The 17,460-nt window shown below is 68.0% G+C and carries 17 protein-coding genes; 11 read left to right on the top strand and 6 right to left on the bottom strand.

From position 1 onward, the window contains the following. Positions 1-63: 63 nt before the first annotated feature. The 5 genes from RVX_RS02970 (at position 64) to ablB (ending at position 5,064) form a co-directional block, all read left to right on the top strand. A complete protein-coding gene (locus RVX_RS02970) occupies positions 64-891 on the top strand; it encodes an ABC transporter substrate-binding protein (protein ID WP_116308258.1) in 828 nt (275 codons plus the stop codon). A 169-nt stretch (positions 892-1,060) separates the two neighbouring features. Next, positions 1,061-1,717 carry an amino acid ABC transporter permease gene (locus RVX_RS02965; RefSeq protein ID WP_116308257.1) on the top strand — a complete coding sequence of 219 codons (657 nt, stop codon included), beginning with the start codon at positions 1,061-1,063 and terminating at the stop codon, positions 1,715-1,717. Between the two features lie 70 nt (positions 1,718-1,787). Then, positions 1,788-2,561, top strand: coding sequence for an amino acid ABC transporter ATP-binding protein (locus RVX_RS02960; RefSeq protein ID WP_116308256.1), 774 nt, complete (start codon positions 1,788-1,790; stop codon positions 2,559-2,561). Positions 2,562-2,789: 228 nt separating this feature from the next. Next, complete coding sequence (ablA, locus tag RVX_RS02955) at positions 2,790-4,052, top strand: lysine 2,3-aminomutase (protein WP_116308255.1); 1,263 nt, start codon at positions 2,790-2,792, stop codon at positions 4,050-4,052. After that, positions 4,042-5,064, top strand: coding sequence for a putative beta-lysine N-acetyltransferase (gene ablB, locus RVX_RS02950; RefSeq protein ID WP_116308254.1), 1,023 nt, complete (start codon positions 4,042-4,044; stop codon positions 5,062-5,064). Before ablA ends, ablB begins: the two co-directional genes overlap by 11 nt. A gap of 188 nt (positions 5,065-5,252) precedes the next feature. On the opposite strand, the gene RVX_RS02945 is transcribed toward ablB, so the two are convergent. The 6 genes from RVX_RS02945 to RVX_RS02920 all read right to left on the bottom strand — a co-directional run bounded on the left by RVX_RS02945 (position 5,253) and on the right by RVX_RS02920 (position 10,933). Beyond that, the gene (locus RVX_RS02945) at positions 5,253-6,095 is read right to left on the bottom strand and encodes a glycosyltransferase (RefSeq protein ID WP_116308253.1); all 843 of its coding nucleotides are present in this window, start codon (positions 6,093-6,095) and stop codon (positions 5,253-5,255) included. 118 nt (positions 6,096-6,213) lie between these two features. Continuing rightward, the gene (locus tag RVX_RS02940; protein WP_230404853.1) at positions 6,214-6,933 is read right to left on the bottom strand and encodes a chemotaxis protein CheD; all 720 of its coding nucleotides are present in this window, start codon (positions 6,931-6,933) and stop codon (positions 6,214-6,216) included. Positions 6,934-7,129: 196 nt separating this feature from the next. Then, a complete protein-coding gene (locus RVX_RS02935) occupies positions 7,130-7,405 on the bottom strand; it encodes an HU family DNA-binding protein (RefSeq protein WP_007524696.1) in 276 nt (91 codons plus the stop codon). Between the two features lie 318 nt (positions 7,406-7,723). After that, complete coding sequence (locus RVX_RS02930) at positions 7,724-8,785, bottom strand: metal-dependent hydrolase (RefSeq protein WP_116308252.1); 1,062 nt, start codon at positions 8,783-8,785, stop codon at positions 7,724-7,726. Between the two features lie 533 nt (positions 8,786-9,318). Continuing rightward, positions 9,319-9,597, bottom strand: coding sequence for a hypothetical protein (locus RVX_RS02925; RefSeq protein ID WP_116308251.1), 279 nt, complete (start codon positions 9,595-9,597; stop codon positions 9,319-9,321). Positions 9,598-9,799: 202 nt separating this feature from the next. Beyond that, positions 9,800-10,933 (bottom strand): YbgA family protein, encoded by a 1,134-nt coding sequence (locus RVX_RS02920; protein ID WP_116308250.1) that lies wholly within the window; start codon positions 10,931-10,933, stop codon positions 9,800-9,802. Between the two features lie 95 nt (positions 10,934-11,028). Between RVX_RS02920 and RVX_RS02915 the strand changes: the two genes are divergently transcribed. The 6 genes from RVX_RS02915 to leuC all read left to right on the top strand — a co-directional run bounded on the left by RVX_RS02915 (position 11,029) and on the right by leuC (position 17,451). Further along, complete coding sequence (locus RVX_RS02915) at positions 11,029-11,697, top strand: HAD family hydrolase (protein WP_116308249.1); 669 nt, start codon at positions 11,029-11,031, stop codon at positions 11,695-11,697. Positions 11,698-11,922: 225 nt separating this feature from the next. After that, complete coding sequence (locus RVX_RS02910) at positions 11,923-12,771, top strand: TVP38/TMEM64 family protein (RefSeq protein ID WP_116308248.1); 849 nt, start codon at positions 11,923-11,925, stop codon at positions 12,769-12,771. 207 nt (positions 12,772-12,978) lie between these two features. Further along, complete coding sequence (locus tag RVX_RS02905) at positions 12,979-13,623, top strand: phosphatidylserine decarboxylase family protein (RefSeq protein ID WP_116308247.1); 645 nt, start codon at positions 12,979-12,981, stop codon at positions 13,621-13,623. Between the two features lie 48 nt (positions 13,624-13,671). Then, positions 13,672-14,421 carry a CDP-diacylglycerol--serine O-phosphatidyltransferase gene (gene pssA, locus RVX_RS02900; protein WP_116308246.1) on the top strand — a complete coding sequence of 250 codons (750 nt, stop codon included), beginning with the start codon at positions 13,672-13,674 and terminating at the stop codon, positions 14,419-14,421. 228 nt (positions 14,422-14,649) lie between these two features. Then, a complete protein-coding gene (locus tag RVX_RS02895) occupies positions 14,650-16,194 on the top strand; it encodes a 2-isopropylmalate synthase (RefSeq protein WP_116308245.1) in 1,545 nt (514 codons plus the stop codon). Next, positions 16,195-17,451 carry a 3-isopropylmalate dehydratase large subunit gene (gene leuC, locus RVX_RS02890; protein WP_116308244.1) on the top strand — a complete coding sequence of 419 codons (1,257 nt, stop codon included), beginning with the start codon at positions 16,195-16,197 and terminating at the stop codon, positions 17,449-17,451. The last annotated feature ends 9 nt before the right edge of the window (positions 17,452-17,460 follow it).

Below are 17,460 nucleotides of genomic sequence, written 5' to 3'. Positions count from 1 at the left end.
TGCGTGCATCACACACGCCATTTCCGCTCCAACCATCCAATCACCATCAACAAAGGAGCATTCATGAACATTCCCACCCAGGCGGCGCTCCTGCGGCCCGGCCCATCGCCGCTGCCGCGACTGTTCTCCCTGATCTCGCTGCTGGCCCTGCTGGTGCTGGCCCTCACGGCCTGTTCCAGCCCCCCGCCCACCGGGCTGGAACGGGTAAAAAAGGCAGGAAAGATCAGCTTCGCCATGAGCGGCGGCTATCCGCCCTTCAACTTCTACGACACCACCAACACCCTTACCGGCTTCGACGTGGACGTGGCCGCCGAGGTGGCCAAACGCCTTGGCGTCACCTCGGCCCCGGTCACCACGGATTGGAGCGGCATCATCGAGGGGCTGCGCTCCGGCGCGTACGACGGCATTCTGGGCAGCATGGCCGTGACGGCAGAGCGCGGCAAGGTCGTCGATTTCTCCACGCCCTACTACTACTCGGGCGCGCAACTCATGGTGCGCAAGGGCGCGCCGTTCGCCACGCCCGCCGGCCTTGCTGGCAAGACCATCGGGGTGGTCACCGGCACCACCTTCGCCGACGACGCCAAGGCCCTCGGCGCGGGTGAGGTGCGCCTGTACAAGGACGACAACCAGACCCTGATGGAACTTTCCACCGGCGTGGTGGACGGGGTGATCACCGACCGCGTGGTGGGCGTCACCGCCATGCAGGGCGGCAAGTTCGACGTGGTGGCGCTGGGTTCGCCGCTGCGCAGCGAGGACATCGCCGTGGCCTTCCGCAAGGGCGACGACACCCTGCGGGCAGAAGTGGACCGCATCCTTGCCGCCATGCACGCCGATGGAACCCTGACGAAGCTCAGCGAAAAATGGCTGCACAGCGACATCACCAAACGGTAGGCCGGGCGGAGCGCGCGCGCCGTGGCGTCCGACGGGACGGTCGGCCCCATGACCATCACCATGGCTGGCGTCACCCCCGGCGCGACGCCGCGGCCCGCGTTCCCCGCCCCGCTCGCCCCATCCCCACCATCCCTGATGCCGCAACCGCCGGATACGGGAGGCAGGAACCATGAACTTCGACCTGAACGCAGTGGCCCATTACCTGCCCTACTTCCTGCCCGCCGCGTGGATGACCATCGAAATCACCGTGCTGGGCATCCTGCTGGGCACGGCACTGGGGCTGGCCGCCGCACTGCTGCGCCTGTCCGGCCGGTGGTGGCTGCAACTGCCCATGCGCGCCTACATCTACCTTATCCGGGGCACGCCGCTGCTGCTGCAACTGCTGTTCATCTACTTCGGCCTGCGCGGACTGGCGGGCTTCAGCGCGCTGACCTCTGCCGTGCTGGCGCTGGGCATCCATAACGGGGCTTACGTGGCCGAAATCTTCCGGGGGTCCATAATCTCCATTGCCGCCGGGCAGATGGAGGCCGCCCGCAGCCTGGGCATGACCCGGCACCGGGCCATGGTGCGCATCGTGCTGCCGCAGGCGCTGCGGCGGGCCATTCCCGCGCTGGGCAACCAGTTCATCATTGCCCTCAAGGATTCGTCGCTGGCCAGCACCATCACCATCAACGAACTCTTGCTGAAGGCGCAACAGCTGGCCTCGTCCAACTTCCTGATGATGGAAATGCTGGCCGTGGCCGCCATGTTCTACCTGTTCTACACTGCCCTGTTCAGCTGGCTGCTGGGCAGGCTGGAGGCGCGTCTTGGCGTGTCCGGGGCCTGAGGCGGCATCCGGCGATGCCGCATCCGCCCCCCTCGCACACGACACGGCGCAGGCCCCGAAAGGAGGCACCATGAACGATACCGCCACATCAGACCCATCGAGCATAACCGGCACAACGCCCGTCATCGACATTCAGGGGCTGCACAAGTGGTTCGGCGACACCCACGTACTGCGCGGCGTGGACCTGCAGGTCATGCCGTCCGACGTGGTGGTGCTGATCGGCGCCAGCGGCTCCGGCAAAAGCACCCTGCTGCGCTGCGTGAACCGCCTGGAAACCCATGACGAAGGCGATATCCGCATCTCGGGCGAACCCGTGCGCGGCGACGAACGCTACATCAACGCCCTGCGTGCCCGCGTGGGCATGGTGTTCCAGCACTTTCACCTGTTCCCGCACATGACCGCACTTGGCAACGTCATGGAGGGTCCAACCCAGGTGCGCGGCATGCCCCCGGCACAGGCCACCGACATGGCGCTGGGACTACTGGACCGCGTGGGGCTGGCCGACAAGGCCGACGCCTATCCCGCAACCCTTTCCGGCGGGCAGAAGCAGCGCGTGGCCATTGCCCGCGCGCTGGCCATGCAGCCCGAGGTGATGCTGTTCGACGAACCCACATCGGCCCTGGACCCGGAACTGGTGGGCGAGGTGCTGGCCGTCATGCGCGGGCTGGCCGACGAAGGCACCACCATGATGGTGGTGACCCACGAAATGGGCTTCGCGCGGGAGGTGGCGGACGTTGTTGCCTACATGGACGAAGGGGCCATCGTGGAGATGGGGCCGCCCGAGCAGATATTCGACGAACCCGCCATGGAACGCACCCGCCGCTTTCTGGGGCAGATCCTTTAGCTGGCCCTTTTAGCACCCGGCCTTGCACCCGGCCCGCCCGTCACGCCCCGGCCCGGCCCCATGCATCGGGCGCATCCGCAGCAGGCCATGGACTCACGTACTCCGGGCGGGGCACATCGGGCGCATCCGGCTCATTCACCCCTGGCAAAGGAGGCTTCCTTGAACATACCCGCGTTACACCACCACCCCGGCACTCTGCGAACCGCCCCGGCGACCCAGCTTGCCGACATGACCGACGACCCGCGCTGGCACGACTGGCGCTGGCACATCCGCAACGCCGTGCGCAACGTGGCCGATTTCGAGCGCGCTCTGGGCATACGCTTCACGCCCGAGCAGCGGCAGTTGCACCAACGCACGCTGGAACGCTTTCCCATGTCGGTGACGCCCTACTACCTGTCGCTCATCGACACGGAACACCACGCAACCGACCCGGTGTTCCTGCAATCCTTCCCCTCGTCCGGCGAGCTGGTGGTGGGGCCCCACGACATGGCCGACCCCTTGCACGAGGACAGCGACAGTCCGGCACCCGGCATCACCCACCGCTACCCGGACCGGGTGCTGTTCCACGTCAGCAACACCTGCTCCATGTACTGCCGCCACTGCACCCGCAAACGCAAGGTGGGCGACGTGGACTCCATTCCCTCGCGCGGCGACCTGGAACAGGGGCTGGAGTACATCCGCAACACCCCGCAGGTGCGCGACGTGCTGCTGTCCGGCGGCGACCCGCTGATGCTGTCCGACGACATGCTCGACTGGCTGCTGACCGAAGTGGAATCCATCGACCATGTGGAGGTGGTGCGCATCGGCACCCGCATGCCGGTGGTGCTACCCTTCCGCATCACCAGCGACCTCGTGGACATGCTGCGCACCCATCACCCGTTGTGGCTGAACACCCACTTCAATCACCCGCGAGAAATCACCCCCGACGCCAGCCGCGCCCTGCGCCGCCTGGCCGACGCGGGCATCCCGCTCGGCAACCAGACCGTGCTGCTGGCCGGGGTGAACGACTGCCCCCGGATTATCCGCGCCCTGAACCTGAAGCTGGTGCGCAACCGGGTGCGCCCCTACTACCTGTACCAGTGCGACCTTTCCGAAGGGCTGGCCCATTTCCGCACCCCGGTGGGCAAGGGCATAGAGATCATGGAAAGCCTGCGCGGCCATTGCAGCGGCTTTTCCGTGCCCACCTACGTTGTGGACGCCCCCGGCGGGGGCGGCAAGATACCGGTCATGCCCAACTACGTGGTGGCCTGGGGCGCGGGCAAGGTGGTGCTGCGCAACTACGAAGGGGTCATCACCACCTATCACGAACCGGACGACTACACCCCGACCCGCTGTGACCTGCGGTGCGGCGACTGCGCCCTGCAACTGCACGCCGGGGACGTGCCCGGTCATGCCGTAGGCGTGGAAAAGCTGCTCTCCGACTGGGACGACACCCGCAGCCTGACCCCGTCCGACAACGAACGCATGGAGCGCAGGCGTGATGCATCGTGATGCGGCGGATTCCGTCCGGGCACACCCGGACAGAGCGGCACCGGACACGGCTGTTCCGGACAGGGCGCGGCCCGACGAGGTGATCCGCCACGGGCGCTCGCTGCTCCAGCACGGGCCGCTCAATGACCGGGTCTATCTGATGCAACTGGATGAGTCCGACCTCTCCGGCATGGCCTGCGTCATCGACCGGATGGAGGAACTGGCGGCACGCCACGGCTACACCCGGCTGTTCGCGCGGGTTCCGGAGCACGCGGCGCATCGTTTTCTGGAGCGAGGCTTTGCCGTGGAGGCCTACGTGCCGGGAATGTGCCGTGGGCGTACGGCCGGATGCTTCATGGGACGACACCTGTGGGACGCGCGTGCCGTGCCGCGCCGCCCCGGACTGCTGTGCGAGGTGCTGGCCCTGGCCAATGCCAAGAGAGCCGGGCTGGAACAAGGCGCGGCTTGCGCCCGGCACGGCGGTACGCCTTCCGACGCCGCCAGCGGAACGCCGGGGACGCAGCCGGACACGTGGCGGGTGGTCGAATTGGGTCCGAACCACGCCCCCGCGCTGGCCCGCCTGTACGCGGGCACCTTCGCCACCTATCCCTTTCCCGTACACGACCCGGCGTACCTTGCCCGATCCATGGCCGAAGGGGTGCTGTTCCACGGCATTGCGGACGACGGTGCCCTGCCCGGGCATGATTGCGGACCGACCGGAGGGGGCGATCTGCTGGCCGCCGCCTCGGCGGAGGTGGACATGGCGTGGCGCTGCGCCGAGATGACCGACTTTGCCACCCGGCCCGAGACGCGCGGACGGGGAGCCGCCCTGCGCCTGTTGCGGCACATGGAAGAGCGGGTACGCCGCATGGACATCCTTACCGCCTACACCATCGCCCGTGCCGAAAGCCACGCCATGAACGTGGTGTTCGCGCGGGCGGGGTACACCCTGGCGGGCACCCTGCACAACAACACCAACATCGGCGGCGGGCTGGAAAGCATGAACGTGTGGTACCGGCACCTGCCCGAATGACGGCAAGTTCGGGCAGGACGGCGAGACGCCAGGGGGGGACGTTTGAAGATGCAACCTGACGCCGGGGCGTGCGGCCAGGCACCGGGACGGGCAGCCTGAAATCGGGGGAATCGCCTGACCTGCCGGGCGACGACTTCGTGCCTGGTCGGCATGATGCGGCTCCGCGCGTGCAGGTCCCCTGTGGGATGCTACCCCGCCGCCTCCCACGCGGCGGCCAGTTCGCGCTCTTCCGGGGTCAGCAGTTCCAGCCAGCGGCGGCGGAATTCCATGTAGTGGTTGATGCGCAGGTCCTTCCACAGCGCCGGCCTGGTGTCCCACGGCTTCGGCCCGTGAAAGTGCACGATGCGCGCCCGCTCCAGCGCGTCGGCCCGGTAGGGCGGACAGTTCCACGAAGGGTCCAGCTTGGTCATGCGCTTGCCGAAGAAGTAGTTCAGCAGCGACTGGTCCAGGTTGCCGATGCGGTGCAGGTTCTGCACGCAGAAGGCCAGAAAGTTGTGCACGTGGTCGTGCTTGCGCAGCCGGGCAAGGTTGAACACCACCACCCCACTGCTGAAGGTCCAGATGGGAAACGGCAGCGGCACCACGTAGCGGCGGCCGCGCCATTCGTAGTCCAACTGCTCGTGGGCGTGGTGGAAGGGGGCGGTGGCCTCGCGTGCCATGGCCATGTATGGCGGGCGGATGTGCTCCGCGCCGTCGGCATCGCCCAGAATGGGCTGATGGAAGTAGACGTCGGAATCGCAGTACAGCACGTACTCGTCGTCGGCCAGTTCCGGCAGCAGGGCCAGTTCCAGCTTCAGAAACGCGCCGATGCAGCGGTGGAATTCGCGCGGGGCGTTATGCACGCCGATGACCGGGGTGTGCCGCACAAGCTGCACACCCTCCGCCAGCACCCCGTCCATGACCGCCGGGCTGGCACCGCCGTACACGCACACGCAGCGCGCGTCGGCGTGCAGACGCCGCAGCGAACGCACGGCGGCACGCATCATCAGCAGATAGCGGGGGTTGTCGTCGATGCAGAAGACGATCTTCATGCGGCGGAGCGTCCGGCGTGCGGGTGCATGGGGATGGGGTTCCTGCCCCGCTCGTAGCCCATTTCCGGTGGCAAGGCCAGCGTGCGCGGGCGCGCGGCCAAATGGCGCCCCGGCGGCATCAGCCGGACTGGCCGCCCCGCTCGCCCGAGCCGCCCGATTCGCCAACCCCGAAGGGGTCGGTCCACGGGTCCGGCTGGGCGTCATACGACCACGCCGACGGTTCTGGCCTGGCTCCCCTGCCGTTGCGCCCCGCGCCCCGTGCCTGTTCGGCCAGGCTGCGGCGCAGCAGCTTCACCCACACCTCGCCGGTGCCCGCGTGGAACAGCAGCTTGCGGCCGCGCTCGCCCATCACGTGCTCGCTGGACAATACCAGCCCCTTGGTGCGCAGCAACTCGCGGGCAACCTGCACGTTGCGGCCGCCCACGTCCACCAGCGAACGCACCTGCGACTTTTCCTCGGTGTTCATGCTGAACGCGCCGCCAAACAGCTTGGTCTCTATCTCGATGATGGGCACGCCCTTGCGGGTGAAGTGGCCAAGCACCGCCTCCACGGCGGTATCCACGTACTTGCAGGGATTGCAGTCGTAGTCGCGGCTGCCTTCGGCCGTGGGCAGCATGGCGTGAAAGATGCCCGCAAGGCCGCTGGGCCGGTGAAAGAACGTGACGGACACGCACGAGCCGAGCACCGTGGCGATGATGGCCGGACGCCGCGCCACGATGCCCTCGCCGATGCGCAGGTGCAGATGGCGCAGCCGTTCCTCCGCCAGTTCGCGCGGCATGACGGCCGGTATGGGGCATGCCCCGCGCCCGTAGAGTGTGTCGTCCGTGCCCTCGTCCATCTCTCCCCCCTGTGCCGCCACGCGGGCGGCACGCATCCCGATACGTCATGAATGTCCTGGCCCCGTCCGGCCCCAAACCAAACGCGAGCGCTCGCGCGGCCAGCCCCCCGACCGGCAGCGCAACCGCCCGCGGCGGCGCACCACGCGCCGCCCAACCATCACACGGAAACGCGATGAAGCCCGGAAACCCTGTCCGTTACGGGTTCAGGATGTCCTTCAGTTCCTTCCCGGCACGGAACACGGGCAGCCGCTTGGGCGGCACCGCCACGGAATCGCCGGTCTTGGGGTTGCGGCCCTTGTAGCCCCGGTACCCCTTGATCTTGAACGAACCGAAGCCGCGTATCTCCACGCGGTCCCCTTCCAGCAACGCGTCGCGCACGCAGTCGAAGAAGGTGTTCACCACCGTGGTGGCGTCCTCTACAGGCAGTTCATGCTCTTCGGCAAGCGCTCGTACCAGTTCGCTCTTGTTCACGTGGACCTCCGTCGGACATGGCATTCCTGGGCCGTGCGGGGCATGTCGTGTGCTGCGGAGCCTCCACCGCGCCCCGGAACCCCGATGCGACGACACCGTGTGCGAAACATGATTTCTGCCGGTATGTTGTGCGCATGCCCGACACTCTGCCGCCATGCCTTTCCGGCACTGCGGAAAAGGGACACGCCGATCGTCGCGGCCTTTGCCGCAGCAGCGTCAGCGCCCTTTTCCCCAATATTCCATTAATATCGTCTCCACCACGGCGTGACAAGGGGGGTAGGCGTATTTCATCGGCAGGTGCGCAACGTCATGCCGCGCCTACCGCACCACCGGCACCCAGCCGCCCTCCGCGCCAGGCCCGCCAGCGCTGCGCCCCTGCACGAAGCGGAAGCCCTCCAGTTGCCCGTCGGCCGAAAGGCGGGCGAACAGCTGAAAGGGCACGCCCTCGCCGCGCAGCATGCGCATGAAGGGCACCGTGGAGGCAAAGCGCAGGTCGCGGTAGGCCACCACGGGCGCGCCGTTCTCCTGCCGGGTTTCCTGGGTCATGAACATGGCGAAGCGGCCGTAGACGCGGAACAGCTCCTCTGCCTCGGAAAGGCGGCGGTACAGCACCGGGTCCGCCTTCTCGAACAGCTCGAAGGCCAGCGGGGCATCGGGGTGCAGCAACTGATAGCGGGCCATGCCGTAACGGCGGCCATCGTCGGTCACCACCTTCCAGTTGAACGGGGCCAGCGCCTCGGGGATCACCGCGACGGACTGCGGGGGCATGGGCTGGGCGGCCAGCCGGGCGGCCACGGTATCGTGCACGTGGCGCTGCACGGCCAGCGACGCGCCGGGCCACAGCAGCGTCCAGGCAAGGCCCGCCGCCGCGAAGGCGCGCCGGTGCGTCCGGCCCATGGCCGCCACGATGAACGCCAGCATGGCGATGGTCATCACCGGGTCGATGATGAACACGGCGGGCAGCGCCACCCGGTAGTCCGAAAAGGGCAGGAACACCTGCGTGCCGTAGGTGGTGATGCAATCCAGAAAGATGTGCAGCAGTATCAACGCATAGGCGGCCAGGGCGTACCGGGCATAGCCCCACGCATGCACGCCGCCGGGCGGGCCGGAACCGGCTTCTGGCGGGCCTTGGGGCGCGCGCCGCAGCAGCGGCAGGAACAACAGCGCCATCAGCAGGGCCATGCCAGCTCCGCCCAGGAAGGAATGGGTGATGCCGCGGTGCACCGTAAGGTAGGCCAGCGGCGTGGAGCCGAAGAACACGTCCACGTCGGGCAGCACCGCGCAGATCAGGGCAAAGGGCATGAACCAGCGGCTGCGCCGGGTTCCGGGCAGGGTCATGGCGACAAGCGCGCCGCTGGCGAGATGGGTTACCGGGTCCATGGGGCGACCTCCGTGGGAATCGTAGGGGATGCGTGCGTGGCGCGCGGGCGCGGATGGAACGGACGGAACGGAGAGGGGAAAGAGGCGGCGCGGGCGCGGCGGGATGGCAGATGCACGAACCGGGACGGACGAGGGTGAACGGGAACGAACGGGCTCGGGACGCACTACGCCGGGCAGCCGCCCGCAGGGCGGGCCGGAACGCACCGGCGGCAACCGGACAGGGTCTTGCCCCGGATATATCGTCATCGGGACGGCGGATGGCAAGATGGGGAGGCGGGACCGGATGGGGCACGGGGGTCGCGCGGCATGGCGGGCGATGCGGGGGACGGAGGAACCCGGGGCGATGGGAGTCGATGCGGGAGGAAGCGGAGAATTGGGGCCGTGGCGGGGCCGCCCTGCCCGTATCCGCCTGGCGGTCGCCATCGGGCGCGGCGTCTTTCGGAACGGCGAAGCGGACGGGCGGCCTGGCAACCCGTCCGCTCATCGTCGCAATGTGCGCGGTACGCCACGGCGTCCGCCGCCATGGCCACCCGTCAGGATTCGGTGTGCTCGCGGTTGCGGCTGCTTTCCTGCCGCACGAATTCCCGGACCAGGTCGCGCACCTCAAGCAGCAGGTAGAGCGGTCCGAAAGAGATGACCACCCCCGACAACCCGACGAACAGCAACGAAAAGAACGGAAGGTACGCGAATCCTTCGCCCTTCTTGTCCAGTATTCCGGCGCCCACAGCGAACGCCACCGCCCCGATCAACCCCAGCACGAAGCCCACGTCGAGCAGTTTCGGAAATATTTTCATCAACCAGCGTCTGATCATGCGTGCCTCCTCACGGTTTGGGGGCACCATAACCGCCCTGCACATACGTGTCGACGCATAGGGGCGACGTGCCGCTTCGTGCGGGACGCATCCATGCAGCACTGCGCATCCAAAGAAATATTACCTATTATTCCAAAGCGTAAAGGCACTACACACAGCATCGCCCGGCTTCACACACCAGCCGGGCCAGGTGCGAAAGCGCTCACGCATGGTTGCGCAGCTTCAGCTCCACCGGGTGCGGGTTCAGGTAGAACTGCCCGGCCAGGTACGGTTCGCCGTACTTGCGCACGTAGTGGTTCAGCAGGGTCACCGGCACCACCAGCGGCACCTGCAACTTGCGGTAGCGCTGGATGACCTCCAGCATTTCCAGCTTTTCGTCCGGCGTCAGCACCCGCTTGAAATAGCCCATGCAGTGTTGCAGCACGTTGGCGTGCTTGGCCGTGGTGGCGGGCAGGCGCAGCCCGTCCATGAGCCCGGTCAGGTAGTCGCGGGCCAGGTCTTCGGGCGCGTGGGCGGCCGCATGGGCCACCAGCCTGCCCAGCGAGCGGTAGTGCTCCACCGAGTGCGACATGAGCAGCAGCTTGTGCCGGGTATGAAAGTCCACCAGCCCGCCGCGCGTCATCCCGGCCTCGGCCAGCGCACGCCAGCGGCGCATGACGAACAGCCGCTCGATGAAGTTCTCGCGCAGACGCGGGTCGTTCAGGCGGCCTTCCTCTTCCGTTGGCAGCAGGGGAAAGCGGTCCATGAACGCCCGGGCAAAGAGACCCACGCCCTTTTCCTGCGGCGGGCCCAGATTGATGCGGCCCGCGCCTTCCGGAACGTCGCGGGGGTCGTGGTCGGCGTACACCTTCACCCGCTCCATGCCGCTGGAGGGCGAGGCCCGCTTGAAGATGAACCCGTCCAGCCGCTCGGCGGCCAGTTGTTCCACCCGGCGCAGGGCAAAGGCGCACATGCGCTCCGTCCAGTCCTCGTAGCCCTTCACCGTGACCAGCCGGGGGTTGGCCGGGTCGCCCACCAGCCGCAACGCCTCGCGCGGGATGGGCATGCCGCATTCCACCTCTGGGCACACGGGCACGAAGTCCATGTACTGGCCCAGGGTGCCGGTGATGTACGGGTCATGCTTGTGCCCGCCGTCGAAGCGAACCTTGTTGCCCAAAAGGCACGAACTGATGCCCACCCGCAGCCGGTCGTCGGAACCGGAGAGGGGAAGTTGGCCCGCATCGTGCGACAGCCCGGAATGCCCGGCCGGTGTCGGCCGCGAGGATTCTTCCATTGCGCTTTGCCTCCGCGTGGTTATCCTGAACGGGTTGCCGCCCGCGCCCCATCCGCTCCCCATCCGGCCCCATCCGGGAGCCCGGCGGCTTGCAGAAACGGGGAACATCACCGCGCCGCATGTCGGCAGCGAGGCCCCGCAGACACCAAGGATAGCCCATGACACACTCGCGCGGCAATGCCGCCCCCATCATCGACGTCATCTTCTTCGACTTCAGCGGCGTGCTGGCCGAGGAAGGATTCATCGAGGGCCTGAGGGCCCTCGGCCGGGCCCAGGGCCTGGACCCCGAAGCCACCATGCGCACGGCCACCGACCTGTGCTACGCCACCGGCTACGTCAACGGCCGCACCGACGAGGCCGCGTGGTGGAACGCGGTGCGCGCGGCCACCGGCATGACCGGCAGCGACGCCGCCCTGCGCGCCGAAATCATGACCCGCTTCACCGTGCGGCCGGACATGCTGCGCGCCGCCGACGCGGTGCGCGCCGCCGGGCTGCGCACGGCCATCCTCAGCGACCACACCAACTGGCTGGAGGAAATCGACGCGGCGCACGGCGTGTACCGCCACTTCGACCGGGTGTTCAATTCGTTCCGCGAGGGGCTGAACAAGCGCGACCCCGGCTTCTTCACCCACGCCGCGACCATCATGGGCGTGGACCCCGCGCGCGCGGCGTTCTTCGACGACAACGCCGGGCACATCGGCCGGGCCACGGCGCTGGGCATCCACGCCCGGCTGTTCACCGACCGGGCAGCCTTCCGCGCCGACCTGGCCGCGCTGGCCCCGCAGGTGAACCTGCCGGAAGGCTGGCCAGACGGCTGGCCGGAATAGCGCCGCCGACCACACCGGACGGTGCCCGACTATACCCGACCGTGTTCCGTCACCCGGCCATCATCATTCCGCCACGCGCAGGCCCCATGCTGCGCGTGGCGGCCTTTTTCTCCTCGCGAAGGGTCGTCCATCCTCCGGCAGGCAGGCCCGCCCGTGCGCACTCCCCGTCCCATCGCCCCCCCGGCCCACCCCCCCCGCGACCCGGCACGGGGCGGGCCTGCCGTCTTGAAACCGAGTGGCCCTGCCGCTCCAACTCGCCGCCTGCCCCTGCCCCCCGCCGTGCTGGCCGCCCTGGCGCTGGCCATCCTGCTGGCGGCGCTGGCGCTTACCGGCCACTTTCCGGCCGTGGGGCCCGACCAGGCGCTGGCCCTGCGCGACCGGCTGCTGGCCCTGCACGCCCGCCATCCCCTGGCCAGCGTGGCCGCGTACGTGGCGGGCTATGTGCTGATGACCTCGTGCTCCATCCCCGGCGCGGTGTTCCTGACCCTGACCGGCGGGGCGGTGTTCGGATTCGGCGTGGCCCTGGCCGCCGTCAGCGCGGCCAGCACCGCCGGGGCCTGCGTGGCCTTTCTCTGCGCCCGGCACCTGCTGCGCGATACGGTGCGCCGCCTGTGGCCCGGCCAGCTTGCCCGCATCGACGCGGCCATGGCCCAAGGGCTGCCGGGCGGCCCCCCGTGCGGCCCCGCCCCGTCCGGACCCGCCCCGTCCGGCCCCGCCCTGTCCGGCCTTGCCTCCCCCGGCGCGCTGTGCCTGCTGGGGCTGCGCTGCGTGGCGGTGATGCCCTACTGGCTGGTGAACCTGCTGTTCGGGGTAACCGCCATGCGGCCTTCCACCTTCGCCACGGTCTCGCTGTTCGGCATGCTGCCGCTGAACGCCATCTACGTGCACGCCGGGGCGGAGCTTGGCCGCATCCGCCATCTTGGCGACATCATCTCGTTGCGCACCGGGCTTGCCCTGTGCCTGCTGGCCGTGGCTCCCCTTGCGCTGCGCCGTGCGGCGCGCATGCTGGAGGCCCGGCGGTGCGCCGTTCACCGCGCCGCCGCCGATGCCACCGCCCCGGAACAGCCCGAATAATTCCCGCACGGGCCGCACGGGTCGCACGGGCCGGGCAGTCCGGATCGGGTCCCCCCGCGCCCCCGTTCCCGCCGTCCGCCCGCCTCCAGCCCTGCCCGCCCCTGCCCGGTTGCCAGCGCGGCGGCTTTTGCCTACACTCCCGCCACATTGCCCGCGCACGGTCCGCGCCGCGCGCCATGGCCACCACCGCAACCAACGGCACCCCACATGCGCAAAGCCTCCATCGGCATCACCCCCGAAGGCGTCCCGGCCATCGGCCTGTGCGCCCTCGTCACGCTTTCCCTCGCCATGCTCGGCTGCGCCACCGGCAGCTTCGTGTTCATGCTGCTGACCTGGTTCTGCTGCCACTTCTTCCGCGACCCGGAACGGGTCACCCCCACCGCCGACGGCCTTGGCATCAGCCCCGCAGACGGCAAGGTGGTGCGCGTGCAGACCATGCCCGACCCCTTCACCGGCCAGCCGCGCACCACGGTGTGCATCTTCATGAACGTGTTCAGCGTGCACGTGAACCGCGCCCCGGTGGCGGGCACCGTGACCGACATCGCCTATCATCCCGGCAAGCTCCTGAACGCGGCGTGGGACAAGGCCTCCACCGACAACGAGCGCTGCGCCTACCGCATGACCGGCGACGACGGCTCGTCGTGGACCTTCGTGCAGATCGCGGGGCTCATCGCCCGGCGCATCGTGTGCCGCACCGACGAGGGCGATTCGCTGGCCCGCGGCGAGCGGTTCGGCATGATCCGCTTCGGCTCGCGGGTTGACCTTTACCTGCCGGACGACTATTCTCCGGCCGTGAACGTGGGTGAACAGGTGTTTGCCGGGCAGACCATTGTGGCGCGCCGCAACGCCTAACCATCTGGATTCACTTACCGCAAGAAGGCACAGGACAGCCGCAAGGCCATGGAACAGCCCGCCCGCCCGATCCACAAGGGAGTGTACATCCTCCCGAACCTCTTCACCACGGCAAGCCTTTTCGCAGGCTTCCTGGCGATGTTGTGGGCCGTTTCCGGGCGGTACGAAGACTGCGCCATGGCCATTCTGTTCAGCGCCCTCATGGACGGCCTGGACGGCAAGGTGGCCCGCCTCACCAACACCGCCAGCGAATTCGGCGTCCAGTACGACTCGCTGTGCGATCTGGTGGCCTTCGGCGTGGCCCCCGGCTTCATGATGTACCAGTGGCAGCTGCACCAGTACGGCCGCCTCGGCATCGCCGCCGCCTTCCTGTTCGCGGTGTGCGGGGCGTTGCGCCTTGCCCGGTTCAACATCTCCACCGCCACCACCTCCAAGAAGTTCTTCATCGGCCTGCCCATTCCGGCGGCCGGTTGCGCCGTGGCCACGCTGGTGCTGTTCAGCCCCTACGTGCCCGACCAGTTCGCGGGCTTTTTCCCGCGCTTCTGCCTTGCGCTCGCCTTCGTGCTCGCCTTCCTCATGGTGAGCCGCGTGCGCTACGCCTCCTTCAAGGAATACGGGCTCATCAAGGCCCATCCGTTCAGCTCGATGGTTACCGCCATCCTGCTGTTCGTACTCGTCTCCTCCGAACCCAAGCTCTTGGGTTTCCTGGTGTTCGCGGGCTACCTCATCTCTGGTCCCGTGTACACCTTCGTCATCATTCCCCGCCGCAATCACAAGCTACTACGCAGCCTATCCTAGGGTTGTCGTAGCAGCGCCCCGTACCTCCGTATCAGGAACGCCCGCCGTTCCCGGGCGGACGTGTACCCTCCTCTCAGCCAGAGTCCCGTCTCCCGGGCCGGCGCGCAGCTAACGAACAGATGCAGCAATCCGTCAGGCGCACACGCCGCTCGTGACGACCGCGCATCAGCGCCATGGTCCCGCCCCCAACCACAACGGGCGCGGACCGCAGCCAGAGGAGCACGAACCATGACCATCGAATCCGGTCGCATCCGCATTTTCGACACCACCCTGCGCGACGGCGAACAGTCGCCCGGCGCCACCATGAACCTCAAGGAAAAGATCCGCCTGGCCCGCCAGTTGGAAATCCTTGGCGTGGACATCATGGAAGCCGGGTTCCCCGCCTCCAGCCAGGGCGACTTCGAGGCCGTGCAGGCCATCGCCCGCGCCGTGAAGGGCGTGGAAGTGGCGGGCCTGTGCCGCGCCATGCCCGCCGACATCGACCGCGCCTGGGACGCCGTGAAGGTTGGCGAGAACCCGCGCATCCACACCTTTCTGGCCACCTCGCCGGTGCACATGCAGTACAAGCTGCGCAAGGAACCGGACCAGGTGGTGGAGATGGCCGTGGCCGCCGTGCGCCACGCGGCCAAATACACCAGCAACGTGGAATTTTCGGCCGAGGATGCATCGCGCTCCAACCCCGACTTCCTGGTGCGGGTGTTCGAGGCGGTGATCAACGCCGGGGCCACCACCATCAACGTGCCGGATACCGTGGGCTACGCCCAGCCCGAGGAATTCGGGCGGCTCATCAAGTACGTCATCGAGAACACGCCGAACAGCCACAAGGCAGTGTTCAGCGTGCACTGCCATAACGACCTCGGCCTTGGCGTGGCCAACACCCTGGCCGCGCTGAAGGCGGGCGCGCGCCAGGCGGAAGTGACCATCAGCGGCATCGGCGAACGGGCGGGCAACGCCTCGCTCGAGGAAATCGTCATGGCCCTGCACACCCGGCGCGACTTCTACCAGCTGGATTGCGGCGTGGTGACCGAGCAGCTCTTTCCCACCTGCCGCCTGCTGTCCATGATCATCGGCCAGCCCATCCCGCCCAACAAGGCCATCGTGGGCGCCAACGCCTTCGCGCACGAATCGGGCATCCATCAGGACGGCATGCTCAAGAACCGCGAAACGTACGAAATCATGACGCCGGAATCCATCGGCAAGACCAAGACCGACCTTGTCATCGGCAAGCATTCCGGCCGCAACGCCGTGAAGAACAAGCTGGAGGAGCTTGGCTACCGGCTGGAGGAAGACCAGCTGGTCACCGTGTTCGAGGCGGTAAAGAAGCTGGCGGACAAGAAGAAGCAGATTTATGACGAGGACATCGAAGCCCTGGTGCTTGAAGAGGTCTACCGCCTGCCCGACCAGTACCGGCTGGTGAACCTTTCCGTGCAGTGCAGCGACACCGGCATGCCGCCCACGGCCGCCGTGGTCATGGACGTCATGGGCGAGGTGAAGCGCTCCGCCGGGTTCGGCGTTGGGCCCATCGACGCGGTATTCAACGTCATCGGCGACATCGTGGGCCGCACCCCCACCCTTGAACGCTACTCGGTCACCGCCATCACGGGCGGCACCGACGCCCAGGGCGAGGTTACCGTACGCCTGCGGCAGAACGGCAGCAGCGCGGTCGGACGCGGGTCCGACCCCGACATCATACTGGCCAGCGCCCGCGCGTACGTGAACGCGCTGAACCGCCTGGCAAAGAAAGAAGAAGAGCAAGAGAAGGAGGGCATCTAGATGGCACACACGCTTGCGCAGAAGATCCTGCAGGCGCACACCGACGAGGCGATCACGGCCGCTGGGCAGATCGTCCGCTGTCGCGTCTCGCTGGCTCTGGCAAACGACATCACCGCTCCGCTCGCCATCAAGTCCTTCCGGGCCATGGGGGCGAAAAAGGTGTTCGATCGCGACAAGGTGGCGCTGGTCATGGACCACTTCACCCCGCAGAAGGACATCGATTCGGCGCAGCAGGTGAAGCTGACCCGCGAATTCGCCAGGGAAATGGGCGTCACCCACTACTACGAGGGCGGCGACTGCGGCGTGGAGCACGCCCTGTTGCCCGAACTGGGGCTGGTCGGCCCCGGCGACGTGGTGGTGGGGGCCGACAGCCACACCTGCACGTACGGAGGCTTAGGCGCTTTTGCGACCGGCCTTGGGTCCACCGACGTTGCCGGGGCCATGGCCCTGGGTGAAACGTGGTTCAAGGTGCCGCCCACCATCCGGGCCACCTTCACCGGCGCCCTGCCCAAGTGGGTGGGCGCGAAAGACCTGATCCTGCGCCTCATCGGCGAGATCGGCGTGGACGGCGCGCTGTACCGCGCGCTGGAATTCGACGGCGCGGCCATCGAGGCCCTGTCCGTGGAAGGCCGCATGACCATCGCCAACATGGCCATCGAGGCGGGCGGCAAGGTGGGCCTGTTCGCCGCCGACGCCAAGACCCTGGCCTACACCGCCGCGCGCGGCCGCAAGGACGCACCCCTGTCCGCCGACCCCGGTGCCATCTACGAACGCGAGCTGACCTTCGACGTGTCCGGCATGGACCCGGTGGTTGCCTGCCCGCACCTGCCGGAAAACGTGAAGCCCGTGGGCGAGGTGCAGGGCGTGACCTTGGACCAGGTGGTCATCGGCTCGTGCACCAACGGCCGCATCAGCGACATGCGCGAGGCGGCGGAAGTGCTGAAGGGCCGCAAGGTGGCCAAGGGCGTGCGCTGCATCGTGCTGCCCGCCACCCCCGGCGTGTGGAAGGAGGCACTGAAGGAAGGGCTGATCGAGACCTTCATGGAATCGGGCTGCATCGTGGGCCCAGCCACCTGCGGGCCGTGCCTTGGCGGGCACATGGGCATCCTGGCCGACGGCGAGCGCGCCATCGCCACCACCAACCGCAACTTCCGCGGGCGCATGGGCAGCCTGGAGTCCGAAGTCTATCTGGCAAGCCCGGCCGTGGCCGCCGCGTCCGCCGTGGCGGGCGTCATCGCCCACCCCGGCAGCCTGTAGGCCCCTGTC

Origin of the sequence: Nitratidesulfovibrio sp. HK-II, assembly GCF_003402415.2 — a bacterium.
GTDB lineage: Bacteria > Desulfobacterota > Desulfovibrionia > Desulfovibrionales > Desulfovibrionaceae > Cupidesulfovibrio.
The sequence above is the reverse complement of the archived record's forward strand: the minus strand, read 5'-3'. Positions and strand labels throughout refer to the sequence as shown.

Coding starts and splice junctions, on each gene's coding strand:
- RVX_RS02970 (WP_116308258.1), top strand. CDS start 64: ATGAACATTCCCACCCAGGCGGCGCTCCTGCGGCCCGGCCCATCGCCG.
- RVX_RS02965 (WP_116308257.1), top strand. CDS start 1,061: ATGAACTTCGACCTGAACGCAGTGGCCCATTACCTGCCCTACTTCCTG.
- RVX_RS02960 (WP_116308256.1), top strand. CDS start 1,788: ATGAACGATACCGCCACATCAGACCCATCGAGCATAACCGGCACAACG.
- ablA (WP_116308255.1), top strand. CDS start 2,790: ATGACCGACGACCCGCGCTGGCACGACTGGCGCTGGCACATCCGCAAC.
- ablB (WP_116308254.1), top strand. CDS start 4,042: ATGCATCGTGATGCGGCGGATTCCGTCCGGGCACACCCGGACAGAGCG.
- RVX_RS02945 (WP_116308253.1), bottom strand. CDS start 6,095: ATGAAGATCGTCTTCTGCATCGACGACAACCCCCGCTATCTGCTGATG.
- RVX_RS02940 (WP_230404853.1), bottom strand. CDS start 6,933: ATGGACGAGGGCACGGACGACACACTCTACGGGCGCGGGGCATGCCCC.
- RVX_RS02930 (WP_116308252.1), bottom strand. CDS start 8,785: ATGGACCCGGTAACCCATCTCGCCAGCGGCGCGCTTGTCGCCATGACC.
- RVX_RS02925 (WP_116308251.1), bottom strand. CDS start 9,597: ATGATCAGACGCTGGTTGATGAAAATATTTCCGAAACTGCTCGACGTG.
- RVX_RS02920 (WP_116308250.1), bottom strand. CDS start 10,933: ATGGGGAGCGGATGGGGCGCGGGCGGCAACCCGTTCAGGATAACCACG.
- RVX_RS02915 (WP_116308249.1), top strand. CDS start 11,029: ATGACACACTCGCGCGGCAATGCCGCCCCCATCATCGACGTCATCTTC.
- RVX_RS02905 (WP_116308247.1), top strand. CDS start 12,979: ATGCGCAAAGCCTCCATCGGCATCACCCCCGAAGGCGTCCCGGCCATC.
- pssA (WP_116308246.1), top strand. CDS start 13,672: ATGGAACAGCCCGCCCGCCCGATCCACAAGGGAGTGTACATCCTCCCG.
- RVX_RS02895 (WP_116308245.1), top strand. CDS start 14,650: ATGACCATCGAATCCGGTCGCATCCGCATTTTCGACACCACCCTGCGC.
- leuC (WP_116308244.1), top strand. CDS start 16,195: ATGGCACACACGCTTGCGCAGAAGATCCTGCAGGCGCACACCGACGAG.